Origin of the sequence: Ancylothrix sp. D3o, assembly GCF_025370775.1 — a bacterium.
GTDB lineage: Bacteria > Cyanobacteriota > Cyanobacteriia > Cyanobacteriales > Oscillatoriaceae > Ancylothrix.
Map to the genome: position 1 here is coordinate 514764 of NZ_JAMXEX010000001.1, position 13031 is coordinate 527794.

Below are 13031 nucleotides of genomic sequence, written 5' to 3' on the forward strand. Positions count from 1 at the left end.
GCACAAAGAGTGCTAAAGTTACAATCAAGTATGTCATTAATAGAAATGCAGTGTTAGACCCCTCTGGATTCTCCCCCCCCCACCGGCTTCCTCTTCAGCGTTGGCAGATTTTCTCACAACAGCCAGACCTCTGCGTACAATTGGCTGATGCTACCGGTTTATCAGCGGTTTTAGCACAAGTTCTTATTAATCGCGGTCTTAAAAATCCTACCGAAGCCCAATTTTATTTAAACCCAGACTCAATTGTTTTACCCTCCCCAATTGATGAATTTCCAGACTTGCAAAAAAGCGTCGATTTGTTGGTTCAAGCCATTAGTTTAAAACAAAAAATTGCTATTTGTGGAGACTATGATGCCGATGGAATGACCAGCACTTCATTGTTGCTAAGAGCATTGCGTTGGTTGGGGGCTGAAGTTGATTATGCCATTCCCAGCCGTATGAGCGAAGGCTATGGAATTAACATCCGAATTGTTGAAGAATTCCACCGCGAAGGTGTGGAAATAGTTTTAACAGTTGATAATGGAATATCAGCCTATGAGCCAGTTTTTCGTGCCAGGGAATTAGGCTTAAAAGTGATTGTAACCGATCACCATGATATCCCCGACAAATTACCGCCGGCAGACGCAATTCTAAATCCCAAATTAATCAGAGAAGATTCTCCCTATCGGGGAGTTGCTGGGGTAGGAGTTGCCTATATTCTCGCTGTTTGCCTTGCTCAAAAGTTAGGCAAAACTCAAGGCTTAATTACGCCTTTACGCTCATTAATGACATTAGGAACTATTGCCGATTTAGCGCCTTTAACGGGGGTAAACCGGCGCTGGTTAAAGCTGGGTTTGCGGCAGTTACCTACATCAGAATTAGCAGGAATTCAAGCCTTAATTCAAGTGGCAGGAGTAAAAGCGAGAGAACAGGGAAATTTTTACATAAAACAAGAAAATAAAAACACAAAATCTTTAAAACCCGAAGATATTGGCTTTAGGCTTGGGCCGAGAATTAATGCAGTGGGAAGAATTGGCGACCCGCAAATTGTCATTGACTTGTTAACTACAGATGACATGGGATTGGCATTAGAAAAAGCCATGCAATGCGAACAAATTAATCAGCGCCGGCAGCAACTTTGCAAACAAATTGAAAAAGAGGCGGTGGAGTGGGTAGAAAATAGCCAAATTAACTTATTAGAAAAGCGAGTTTTGGTGGTAGTGCAGCCAAACTGGCATCATGGAGTAATTGGCATTGTTGCCTCGCGGCTAGTAGAAAGATACGGCGTGCCGGTGTTTATTGGAACCTACGAAGATAGCGGACATATTCGCGGATCTGCGCGCAGTATTCCAGAGTTTCATGTCTTTGAAGCTTTGCAATTTTGCGATGATTTGTTAGGCAAATATGGCGGACATCGTGCGGCGGGAGGCTTTTCTTTGAAAGCAGAAAATTTACAAGCATTTAGCGACCGGCTTAGTGTTTTCGCACATCGCTGTTTAGAACCGGCACACTTAAAACCTTTGGTACAAATAGACGCCGAATTAAATTTAGATGAAATTAATTTAGATTTATATCGTCAAATAGACGCTTTACATCCCTGCGGAATTGAAAACTCAGAGCCGGTTTTTTGGGTTTCAAATGTGCGAGTCGTTGAGCAAAAAATTGTGGGAGAAAATCACCTGAAAGTCACCCTTTCTCAACAGTTAAAAAATGGTGGATATGCTCGCATTCAAGCAATGGCGTGGCGATGGGGAGAGTATTTTCCTTTACCCGTTCGCCTGGATGTCGCTTATCGCTTAACCGAGAATAATTGGCAGGGAAATACAAATCTTGAAATCGAAATTATTGGCGTGCGCTTACCGCAAGAACAAACAGATCAAAGTGTGCCGGTTGCAGCACTAGCCAAAGCAGAATTTTATTATGAAAACCAGAAATATAATTGCGCCTTGTATGCAAAAAATTCCGGGCAAGAGATAAGAATCAAAACTCCCCAAGGGCAAGTTTTAGCCATTGAAAAAGGGCAAAAAATTGGTATTTTTGGAACCAATCGAGAAACAGCATTGCCGGTGGATGTGCGACAAAAGCAGTTTTTTAACTTAATTAAATCAGCAATGGCAGCTTTACAAATGTAGGTTGGGTTGCCAAACCCAACCTATTATAAAAAACCCACACCCAGCTTTTAACTAATCCATTTCTGAAATTTGTTAACCAAACTATTAACAGATTGACCTAACTGTTTTTTTACCCGCCAGCGCTGGAAAGCTTGCTCGTATTCTTCACCCTCACTTTGATAGCTATTCCAGCCTTGCAAAGCCAGTCCTAAGCCCCAAAATAACAGAATATATAAAGACCAAGATAGCTCGCCAGAACCGGCCAAATTTAACAGGACAAAAAAGCTGTTAAAAATTCCATAGTTAACAGCGTTCTTTTTTAATTTCTTGCGGCGATAAGTTTCAAAAACTTGGCGTTCTTCAAAGTCACCTGAACGGCTTAACCATTCTTTTTCGGCGGCTTCCAAATGAGCAAGAGGAATGTTTAAATCTTGAGCAATTTCTAACATTTGAGCGCGAGAAATTTCCCCGCCTTCTTCTTTTCGAGATAAAGCTAAATGTAAAATTTGCTGTACTTCGTCTTGACTATAAGTAGGTGCGAGCCCGGTTTTTTGGGCTGGGGAACGGTCTGTTGTTTTTAAATTTTCTGAAGAAACCATCACAGTAGCCTTTTCAGTATCACTATCCTTTCTATTTTGCCTGACTTTTTGACAATTGACAGGGGGGAATATCCGATCCACCCTAGTAGGGTGCAGCTTTGTTTAGAAATCGGTTAAAATAACCAAATACTTTTTACAAAATCATCCCAACAACAACCCCCTATGAATTTAAGTATCACCGGCAACCAATTATCTATCGACTTAGAATGGTATGAGCAACTTTGGGCATTTACCCTCAATGAAACCATGTCTATTCCCCTTGCTCATATTGAAAGAGTCACCGCAGAAGAACCCCAAAGCACTTGGGCAGAACTTCGCGCACCCGGAACATTTTTACCTGGCATTATAAAGGCCGGTACTTATTACACTCGACGCGGAAAAGAGTTTTGGTATGTCACAAAAGACAAGGATTATTTAACCCTTGAATTAATCGATGAACCTTACAACCGCATCATTTTAACCCTCGATAACAATCAAGCATGGATTGACCGCATAAATCAGGCGAAAGGTATGAATTAGAAAACCCATGAAAAAATATCTAACTGTTGCCGGCGCGACTTTGTTATTGATTGTTTTCCTCAGTATCACTTTATTTGCGAAGGAGAATACCTCTGTGGAATCGGTAGACCAAAACAACCAAAAACTAGAAAAAGTAGCCTCTAATTTTAATTTCGTCGAGGGGCCGGTGTGGATGCCCGCCGGCTATTTAATTTTCAGCGATATTCCCGCCGATACTCTTTACAAATATCAGCAAAATCAACCTGTTGAAGTCTTCCGGAAACCATCAGGAAACGCCAATGGAAACACCCTCGACAAGCAGGGAAATTTAATTACCGCAGAGCATAAAAACCGCCGTGTTTCCCGCACCGGCCAAGATGGAAAAATTATTACTTTAGCAGATAAATTTGAAGGCAAACTGCTCAACAGTCCCAACGATGTGATAGTCAAATCAGATGGCAGTATTTACTTCACAGATCCGCCTTACGGCATCCAAAAAAAAGACGAAGAATTAGGCTTTTATGGCGTTTACCGCATCGCCCCTGATGGCAAACTAAGCTTATTAGCAAAAGACTTTATCCGTCCCAATGGATTAGCATTTTCTCCCGATGAGAAAAAGCTTTATGTCAACGACACAGAAAAAAATCACATGAGAGTTTTTGATGTGCAAACTGATGGAAGTTTGGCCGGCGGAGAAGTCTTTGCAGAAATGAAAGAAGAAGGCAAAAACGGCGTACCCGATGGCATCAAAGTTGATGTCGAAGGAAATGTTTATAGCACCGGCCCTGGCGGAATTTGGGTATTTTCTCGCACCGGCCAATTAATCAATAAAATCGCTGTCCCAGAAAGTGCCACTAATTTAGCTTGGGGAGATGAAGATTACAAAACCCTTTACATAACAGCCGGTAAAAGCTTATACAAAATCCGGTTAACAATTGCTGGAATAAAACCAGGAGTAAATTAACAGGTGCAAGCACCGGAAGTCTAAGCTATAATCAAGAAAATTTGAAAGCGGGAGTCATGCAAAATGGAACGCAAAACAAGCCGGCGCAAATTTTTACTAACCACCGCATCCGTAGCGGGTGGAATTGTTGCCTGTTCAGCAGTTAAAAGCCAGCAACCAGAAGTTTCAACACTGACAACCAAAGCCGAAATAACCGGCACAATGCCAGAGCGAATATTAGGAAAAACCGGCATAAAACTTCCCATTTTTGGATTAGGAGGCGCCGGACAAACCCCACTTTCAAAAACAGGACAAGAAGCAGCCTCAATACCAATCATTGAACGCGCCTTGCAACTAGGCATTAAATACTTTGATACAGCCGCAGAATACGGCCCCAGCGAAGAGAATTTAGGTAAAATATTACCACAGTATCGAAAACAAATTTTTCTAGCCAGCAAAACCCATGCACGCGACAGAGATGGAGCATGGCGACACTTGGAAAATTCCCTTAAACGTTTAAAAACAGATTACCTTGATTTGTGGCAATTGCACCACGTTTCTTTGGCAGAAGAAATTACCGAAATTTTCAGTAAAAATGGCGCAATAAAAGCCCTAGAAGAAGCAAAACAACAAAAACTAATTCGCTTCACCGGCATCACCGGCCACCACGAACCTGATATCATAGCCGAAGCCTTGCGTCGGTATGATTTCGACACAACATTAATCTGCGTAAATGCAGCAGATAAACATCATCCGCGTCCCTTTATTCCCGCCGTCATGCCAATAGCAAGACAGAAAAATATAGGCGTTATTGCGATGAAAGTGCCGGCCTATGGAAGGTTATTTAAAAATGGCATTCTCGACGGAATGGAGCAAGCGATGGGCTACAGCCTTTCCGTTGCCGGTGTGCATACTTGCGTCATCGCCGCCGAAACACCAGAGCAACTAGAATCAAATGTGAGAGTCGCCCAAGCTTATAAGCCTTTAAGTGAGAAAGAAATGGCAGCCATCGAACAGCGAACCGCAACCGCATGGCAAGATAACACCTTTTTCCGCGCTTGGACGTAGTTAGGTTAGCACACTTTTAAATTTTAACCTCCGCAGGAGGTTTTCTTCCTGTAGGCACCGATTTTAATCGGTGTCTATTTTTATGCTGATCATCAAAAAACCTTTTACCAAGTTTGCGAAATTATCTCCCTCACAGGTGATGCTATAAACAGAAGACAATCATTGCTTAAAAAAGCCAACCATGAGCCAATCAATCATTCAATTAGCCGACAATTTACCCAGCGAAAACATCACCATTTCCGCCTTAAAAGCCTTAGATTTTGTTGTCCCCGGAGAGTGGCAAAATACAGTAGGTTTCGCCAACATGGTGCGGGAAATCACCGGCAAAAAAGACCCCGACAAAATCCAAAAAATCAGCGAACGCGCTTTATGGATTTACAATGATGAATCTCTAGGTTATCAAAAAGCAATTTGGCTTTATCAAATCGTTGATAATGCAGACAGTGCAATGGGAATGGCAGCAATGGCAAATAAAGTCAGCCAGTCGATATCCTTTCTCGGCTTTTTAAACAAATTAACACCCAAAGCAGATACAATTCAATCGGTGGATTTGTGTATTAAATTAGTAGCAGAATTAATTGCATTTTGCATACTTAACCGCATTCCAATTTACAGCATTCCTGACTTTGTAAAAGCCTTGCCAAACTATCACAATGAAGCCGTAATGCGTATGGCGGCGCTGGTATGTTTTGATGGTTTAATTCCCTTGGGGCCAGACTTTTTACAGGTTTCTGGAAGAACGATTAACGGTTTAAATCCGGCCATGTTAGAGCAAAATCCTGTGTTTCAAAAAGTCAGCGGTTTAATCCCCGGAAATAACGCTCAGAATAAGCTAGGTTTTATCAGTCAAACCTTTAATTCTGCCCAAGGTTGGATGGGAAATTTGGTATCATCGCGGGGGTTGAAACCGGCCAGTATTTTAGGGAAATTGCAAGGTTTTGTGGATGTGGCGGATGATAAGTTAGATTATGTAGCGGCGTTTTTGGATATGACGACGAATTATTATGAGCATACAGGCATTCAAACAGTGTCTAGGTATCTCATTAACGAAGCGGCGCAGCAAGTGAAGAAATAGCAAATAACAAACCGGGTTTTTCTTAAGAACTCCTATATTTAAACCTTTAAATGTTAGGAAAAATCCGGTTTGTCTACTATTTTTTCATTGTTTTAATCACCCACTCTTTCCCTTGTTTTCCATAGTGATGCAAAATCGGGCAATTCCTAACCCAATTTAACCGGCAATCCTCCAAAAAACCCCTAATTCCTAACCGTCTCCAAACTTCCCCTCCCCTCCAACAACTGCGTAACCGCATTCACAACCAACTGAGCAGAACCAACAAAAAAATCCCTATCCAAACTCTCCGGCTTATCCGAAAATTGATGATAATGTGGATTCCGTAAATTAGCAGTATCCGTCACCAAAACCGCCCCAATACCATTTAACCAAAAAGGAGCATGATCACTCCGCAAAACATCAGGAATTAACGCCCCCTTCAAAGGCACCGGCAACCCAAAAACAGCAGGCAAACCACCCCCCTTAACTTCCTCAAAAACCCGCAAAAGCGGCAAATGTTCAGTATCACCAACCACCGCCAAAAAATCCCCCTTATTACTAACACCAGAAACCGGCAACCCCTGCGGCAACTTCTGACAACCAGCCACCCGACAAGCAAAACCAATCATATCCAAAACCACCACCCCCCGCACATCATCTAACCGCACATCCCCCCCATTAAACGCCAAACTCCCCAACAAACCCCTCTCCTCCGAATCAAAAAACACCACCCCCAAACCCCTCGCCGTCTCACTTTGTACCAAAAGGCGCGCCACCTCCAACACCGTCGCCACCCCCGTCGAATTATCATCAGCCCCCGGAGACACCGGCACAGTATCATAATGCGCCCCCACCAAAATCACCCCCGCACTCGCATCCGTTCCCTGACGTTGCGCCCACACATTCACACCCCCCTCAAATTCCTGTAACTGCGGTTGCAATCCCAACTCACTTAACCTATTGATAATATATTCTTGCGCCCGTTGTCGGTCATTATTTGTATATCGCTGAAAATTCAACTCTTTAATGTGAGAAAACAACCGCTCAGAATCTACCTTTGGCCCTTGCACACGATATACCTGAGCAGAAGCCGGTTTATCCACAACCGCTATCTCCACCTCCTGAGAAAACCAAAACGAACCCATCAAAACCACCAAACACACCAGCAACCCCACCAACACCCATCGCCTCATAACAAACCTCATCCCTAGCCCCAAAAAACTGATCAATAAAAAAGGGGATGTCAATTCATCCCCTTACCTTAATTTTGCTCAAAACTAGCAGCTAATGACCAATTACAACTGAGGAACAAACTGCTCTTTTTCCGGCACCACAGTGTACTCAGCCACAATTTGCCGGAACTCCTCACCATCAATCGTTTCTTTTTCAATCAGCAAATCAACAAGCCGGTCAATCACCTCGCGGTTTTCCCGCATGATCCGCTTCGCATCCACATAACACTGCTCAACAATCGAACGAACAGCCACATCAATCTGAGAAGCAATTTTCTCAGAATAATCAGACTTATTCATCCAATCCCGGCCCAAAAACACCTCACCTTGCTGGCTTTCCAGAGACAAAGGCCCAAGCTCAGACATCCCCAAACGAGTCACCATTTGGCGAGCCATTCCAGTCACCTGCTGCAAATCATTACCCGCGCCAGTCGTCACCTCAGAATCGCCAAAAACGATTTCCTCAGCAGCACGACCACCCAAAGCACCCGTAATACGAGCCTTCAATTGCGAACGAGAAACCAAACTCTGATCCTCACCAGGCATAAACCAAGTCAAACCACGAGCCTGTCCACGCGGCACCAAAGTCACCTTCTGCACCGGATCATGGTCTTTAATCAAAGTCCCAACAATCGCATGACCAATTTCGTGATAAGCAATCAAACGCTTACTTTTGCCATCCACCAGCGGCGTACCTTCCATACCGGCAACCACACGGTCAACAGCATCATCAATCTCCAGCATCGTAATAGCATCCTTGCGCCGGCGGGCCGTCAAAATCGCCGCCTCATTCAGCAAATTCGCCAAATCAGCACCCGAAAAACCAGGAGTCCGGCGAGCAATCGCATCCAGAGAAATATCGGGCCCTAACTTTTTATTACGAGCATGAACCCCCAAAATCTCCAACCGGCCCTTAATATCCGGCGTATCCACCATCACCTGCCGGTCAAACCGGCCCGGACGCAACAGCGCCGCATCCAAAACATCAGCCCGGTTAGTCGCAGCAATAATAATAATTCCGCTATTGCCCTCAAAACCATCCATCTCAGTCAACAACTGGTTTAGAGTCTGCTCACGCTCATCATTACCACCACCAATACCGGCCCCACGCTGGCGACCCACCGCATCAATTTCATCAATAAAGATAATGCAAGGCGCATTTTCCTTAGCCTTCTTAAACAAATCACGGACGCGGGACGCACCCACACCCACAAACATCTCCACAAACTCAGAACCAGAAATGCTAAAGAACGGCACACCGGCCTCACCAGCAATCGCCTTAGCCAACAGAGTTTTACCAGTTCCCGGAGGGCCAACAAGCAAAACACCTTTAGGAATTTTTGCACCAACCGCCGTAAAGCGTTCCGGTTTCTTCAAGAAAGTAACAACCTCTTGCAGTTCTTCCTTAGCCTCATCAATACCGGCCACATCATCAAACAAAATGCCGGTTTTCGCTTCCATACTAAAACGAGCCCGCGACTTGCCAAAATTCATCGCTTGGCCAGGGCCACCCGGCACATTATTAGACCGGCGGAACAAGAAAAACAACCCCGCCATCAGCAACAGAGGGAAAACCAAATTCCCCAACAAACCCCAAACAGCGCCATCATTCCGCACAGGGTGAGTGTCAAAATCAATAGTAGACTCGCGCAGTCTCGTAATTAATTGAGGAGCATTCGCCGGCAAATCTACCCGCAAACGCTGCAACCGATTATCCAGATCCGGGTCAACCGCCTCCACAATCGCCGTGCGGCCACCCTCATACAGATCCACCCGCGTCACGCGGCCAGCATCCAGGTATTCCAAAAACCGGCCATAGCTCATCCGAACATTAGCAGCATTATTACCGGCTTCTACGGTCGCATTGGCAAAAACGCCTTGCCACACAAAAAACCCAATTACCAAAGCAGGCACAGCCCACAATAAACCAATTTTCCAGTCAAATTTCATAGATGGCCTCTAGTTATAGTTATCAGCATAGGCAAATACAGACACCTGCCTAAGCTTGCTGTTGTGTGGAGATACTTCTATCCCCTCTATCCTCTCTCCAAAAGCACTGGGGAATGCTTTTCGGCTGATGTGTTCACATCAGTAGGTTTTTAGATTCAGGCTGCAATGGCTTATCAATTCCTTTGATTATGGCAGCATTTGATATCGTGGCCCTTTGGGTTGCCCTTTGGCCCAGCCACTTGTTCAAGCCAAGCCGGCCAGCCTTATAGACAATAAGAATCACTTCTCCCTCAAATCTTAATTAAATTTAACGTAATTATCATAATTGAGGCAAGCCCGCAAAGCGAATCCAAAGCACCGCAAGTGTTTCAGCGCTTTAGATTGTTTTTTCCTTCCCTCAGTCTTGGGCCATCGGTTCCCTCTCTCCCCTTAACCCCACCTTCAGTCCGCCAGGCCAAAGCTTCTTATCCCAGTCCAGGTTGCCTTTCTGTTTTTCTCTGAACCGGCCACCATCGTTATTATTTACTCGCTGTGAACTTGCATTTTTAATGTTTTTTACTCTCTTATAGAAAGACTTATTCCAGCCCCTCAGCACCTTTATTCTCAACCTGCAACTTTTAATTTGACCCCACAACCCTTTAAGTCCTTATCAATTTATTACTCTTCCTCAACTAACAAGCTGCCGTTCTCCACAGCTTATCTTTTTTCGCCAACTGAGCAAGGGGCCGGCTTCAACAAGAACGAGCAAAAAAAGCATAACTCCTAATTTTACAGCCCAACTCAACTACTTGTAAAAGTATTTTCGTAACGTTTTGCCTAGAAACACATAAAAAGGCTAAAAAATATCCTCTTCCTAAAAAATAATACGCCGGACTTATCAAAAAAAATCAATGGTAAGAATAAAGGACTCAAGGGACTATAGAAAAGCGGGGGCATCGCAGCAAAGAACCGCAAAAAATACTTATGGATTGAATTTAATATTTATTTTAAAATTGGTGCCACTAAGTCGCCCATAAATCCACTAAAGGCTGTAAGCTTACATTTAACGAAAACAAAAACAGGGCCAGAACTAAAATCAGAGCGTTGCACTGAAGATAGCTTGCCCTAACCAGAAAACATATTGCCGGGGGGCCAACGCCAAAAAAACCGCCCAAGCCCAACAGCAATAAAGTACCCAAAATGTAAACCATACCTATCACCAACAAAGTTGATAGCGGTTCTACCAGCCATTCACCAAACCAAGGTAAATGCAAAAAGAATCGCTAAGAGGATTCCCTATGACTAAATTTTCCAGCGCAATTTCGAGACGTAAATTTCTATTCACCGCCGGTGCCACCGCAGCCAGTTCAGTTTTATTAAAAGGCTGTTTAGGGAACCCCCCAGAAAAAGCCGGTAGCAAAGTCGAACAAGTACAAGCTATTAATTTAAGCGCCGATCAACTTCCGGAAACAAAAACCGTCACCCTGGGAATAATCGGACAAACCGATGCAGCGCCTTTGATTATAGCCAAAGAAAAAGGATTCTTTGCCAAATATGGAGTAAGCGACGCCCAATTACAAAAACAACCATCTTGGGCAGTTATTAGAGATAAACTCGAACTCGAAACAGCCGGTGGAGGCTTAGACGGTGCCCACGTTCTTACCCCCATCCCATATTTAATGTCCCTGGGAACGATCACCAAAGGCAACAAGAAAATCCCAATGATCGTGCCAATGCGGATCAACATAGACGGACAAGGCATCACCGTATCCGACAGCCTCAAACCAACAGGAGTCAAACTCGACACCTCGGTAATGAAAGCAGAAGTCGAAAAAGCCAAAACAGCCGGGAAAAACCTACGCTTCGCCCACACCTTCAAAGGCGGCACAAGCGACATGATGCTGAGATACTGGTTAGCAGCCGGTGGAATCGACCCCGATACCGACGTCACCGTGCAAATCGTCCCCGGTTCGCAAATGGTACCAAACATGAAAACTGGCGACATCCAAGGATTCAGCGTTGGTGAACCCTGGCATAAACGCGCCATCAGCCAAAAAGTCGGCTACACCGCCGCCATCCAAGGCGAAATCTGGAAAGACCACGCCGAAAAAGCCCTCACCTTCCGTAAAGAGTGGGCAGAAAAAAATCCCAAAACCCTCAAAGCCATCCTCAAAGCCATCATGGAAGCCCAGCAATGGTGCGACAAAATGGAAAACCGGCAAGAAATGGCAGAAATAGTCGGACGTGACGAATACGCCAAAGTCCCCGTCAGCGACATCATCGACCGACTCAAAGGAAAAATCGACTACGGCGACGGACGGATTGTAGACAACAGTCCCTTCGTGATGCGTTTCTGGGACAAAGGCAACGCCTCCTACCCCTATCAAAGCCATGACTTGTGGTTCCTTGTTGAAAACCAACGCTGGGGACAACTACCCGCCGACCTAGACACCAAAAAACTGATCGCAGAAGTCAACGGCGAAAAATACTGGCGAGAAGCCGCCCAAGAAATGGGAGTCGCCGCCGCCGAAATTCCTTCGAGTCCCTCCAAAGGGCCAGAAAAATTCTTTGATGGCGTAGTCTTTGATCCAGAAAACCCCAAAGCCTACCTCGCAAGCCTCAAAATTAAACGAGTCTAATGCCCTTTGTCATTTGTCCTTTGTTATTGGTTAAAGCACAGGCAAATGACAAATGACAAAAAGACGAATCACAAACCACCGCTAACAATTCTTGGAGAACCTAAAAAATGACCGCAGATTACAAACGCAACGCCTCATCAAACCCCATCGAAAACTTTATTACCTCGATCAAAAAACAAGGCCCCAACATCTTACCCCCCCTGATTGCAATCATTAGTTGTCTATTGTTATGGCAACTTCTTACCATCAGCCCCGACTCCACATTGCCAGGGCCAATCAGAGTATTTCAAGAAAGTTGGGATAAAATTTTCTACCCCTTCGCTTACCCCGACCGAGAAGGAACCGCCAAAGGCTTATTCTGGCAAATTTCCGCCAGCTTACAACGGGTTGCCATTGGTTACACCCTAGCGGGCATCGTTGGTGTCGCAGTCGGCATTTTAGTCGGCGTAAATAACCTTTTATTCCGTGCCTTTGACCCCATCTTCCAACTCTTGCGTACCATTCCCCCCCTTGCCTGGTTGCCCATCGCCCTCGCCGCCATTCAAAAATCGGAACCATCTGCAATTTACGTTATTTTCATTACCGCAGTTTGGCCGATTTTAATGAACACCATTGTCGGCGTACAACAAATTCCCCAAGACTATAAAAACGTCGCCCGCGTCTTACGCCTTTCTCAACAAAAATATTTCGTCAAAGTCGTACTTCCCGCCGCAGTTCCCTACATCTTCACCGGCCTCAGAATTGGCATCGGTTTAGCATGGTTAGCCATCGTAGCAGCAGAAATGATCACCGGCGGCGTAGGCATAGGATACTTCATGTTTGACGCCTACAACGTAGGCCGTACAAGCGATATCATAGTCGCCCTAGTTTGGGTCGGATTAGTCGGCTTAATACTTGACAGAATCATGGCAATCGTCGCCGACAAACTCATCCCCGGCGAAAAGAAATAAAACCATCTGCGTTCATCTGCGTTAATCTG

General features: G+C 44.8%; 10 protein-coding genes. 7 read left to right on the plus strand and 3 right to left on the minus strand.

What is annotated here, in order from left to right; genetic code table 11:
* The first annotated feature begins 50 nt into the window (after nt 1-50).
* On the plus strand, nt 51-2111 hold the full coding sequence (gene recJ / locus NG798_RS02225) for a single-stranded-DNA-specific exonuclease RecJ (RefSeq protein WP_261220164.1): 2061 nt from the start codon (nt 51-53) through the stop codon (nt 2109-2111).
* Nucleotides 2112-2158: 47 nt separating this feature from the next.
* On the opposite strand, the gene NG798_RS02230 is transcribed toward recJ, so the two are convergent.
* Nucleotides 2159-2689, minus strand: a complete 531-nt coding sequence (locus NG798_RS02230; protein WP_261220165.1) for a 2TM domain-containing protein — start codon at nt 2687-2689, stop codon at nt 2159-2161.
* A 162-nt stretch (nt 2690-2851) separates the two neighbouring features.
* On the opposite strand from NG798_RS02230, the gene NG798_RS02235 reads away from it, so the two are divergent.
* From NG798_RS02235 to NG798_RS02250, 4 genes are all read left to right on the plus strand, one after another.
* Nucleotides 2852-3208: a hypothetical protein gene (locus tag NG798_RS02235; protein WP_261220166.1), complete on the plus strand. Its 357-nt coding sequence runs from the start codon at nt 2852-2854 to the stop codon at nt 3206-3208.
* Between the two features lie 7 nt (nt 3209-3215).
* Complete coding sequence (locus NG798_RS02240) at nt 3216-4151, plus strand: SMP-30/gluconolactonase/LRE family protein (RefSeq protein ID WP_261220167.1); 936 nt, start codon at nt 3216-3218, stop codon at nt 4149-4151.
* A gap of 63 nt (nt 4152-4214) precedes the next feature.
* A complete protein-coding gene (locus NG798_RS02245; RefSeq protein WP_261220168.1) occupies nt 4215-5198 on the plus strand; it encodes an aldo/keto reductase in 984 nt (327 codons plus the stop codon).
* Nucleotides 5199-5379: 181 nt separating this feature from the next.
* Nucleotides 5380-6273 (plus strand): hypothetical protein, encoded by an 894-nt coding sequence (locus tag NG798_RS02250; RefSeq protein ID WP_261220169.1) that lies wholly within the window; start codon nt 5380-5382, stop codon nt 6271-6273.
* Nucleotides 6274-6455: 182 nt separating this feature from the next.
* On the opposite strand, the gene NG798_RS02255 is transcribed toward NG798_RS02250, so the two are convergent.
* Together NG798_RS02255 and ftsH2 are read right to left on the minus strand one after the other, a co-directional pair.
* Nucleotides 6456-7445: a M28 family peptidase gene (locus NG798_RS02255; RefSeq protein ID WP_261220170.1), complete on the minus strand. Its 990-nt coding sequence runs from the start codon at nt 7443-7445 to the stop codon at nt 6456-6458.
* 102 nt (nt 7446-7547) lie between these two features.
* On the minus strand, nt 7548-9434 hold the full coding sequence (gene ftsH2, locus NG798_RS02260) for an ATP-dependent zinc metalloprotease FtsH2 (protein WP_261220171.1): 1887 nt from the start codon (nt 9432-9434) through the stop codon (nt 7548-7550).
* A gap of 1277 nt (nt 9435-10711) precedes the next feature.
* Here ftsH2 and NG798_RS02265 point away from each other — a divergent pair.
* Both NG798_RS02265 and ntrB read left to right on the plus strand, forming a co-directional pair.
* The gene (locus NG798_RS02265) at nt 10712-12052 is read left to right on the plus strand and encodes a CmpA/NrtA family ABC transporter substrate-binding protein (protein WP_261220172.1); all 1341 of its coding nucleotides are present in this window, start codon (nt 10712-10714) and stop codon (nt 12050-12052) included.
* 107 nt (nt 12053-12159) lie between these two features.
* Nucleotides 12160-13002, plus strand: coding sequence for a nitrate ABC transporter permease (gene ntrB, locus NG798_RS02270; protein WP_261220173.1), 843 nt, complete (start codon nt 12160-12162; stop codon nt 13000-13002).
* The last annotated feature ends 29 nt before the right edge of the window (nt 13003-13031 follow it).

Excerpts from the sequence above, each read along its gene's own strand:
- NG798_RS02250 (WP_261220169.1), top strand. The coding sequence starts at position 5,380 with ATGAGCCAATCAATCATTCAATTAGCCGACAATTTACCCAGCGAAAAC.
- NG798_RS02245 (WP_261220168.1), top strand. The coding sequence starts at position 4,215 with ATGGAACGCAAAACAAGCCGGCGCAAATTTTTACTAACCACCGCATCC.
- NG798_RS02235 (WP_261220166.1), top strand. The coding sequence starts at position 2,852 with ATGAATTTAAGTATCACCGGCAACCAATTATCTATCGACTTAGAATGG.
- NG798_RS02265 (WP_261220172.1), top strand. The coding sequence starts at position 10,712 with ATGACTAAATTTTCCAGCGCAATTTCGAGACGTAAATTTCTATTCACC.
- NG798_RS02240 (WP_261220167.1), top strand. The coding sequence starts at position 3,216 with ATGAAAAAATATCTAACTGTTGCCGGCGCGACTTTGTTATTGATTGTT.
- ftsH2 (WP_261220171.1), bottom strand. The coding sequence starts at position 9,434 with ATGAAATTTGACTGGAAAATTGGTTTATTGTGGGCTGTGCCTGCTTTG.
- ntrB (WP_261220173.1), top strand. The coding sequence starts at position 12,160 with ATGACCGCAGATTACAAACGCAACGCCTCATCAAACCCCATCGAAAAC.
- NG798_RS02255 (WP_261220170.1), bottom strand. The coding sequence starts at position 7,445 with ATGAGGCGATGGGTGTTGGTGGGGTTGCTGGTGTGTTTGGTGGTTTTG.
- NG798_RS02230 (WP_261220165.1), bottom strand. The coding sequence starts at position 2,689 with ATGGTTTCTTCAGAAAATTTAAAAACAACAGACCGTTCCCCAGCCCAA.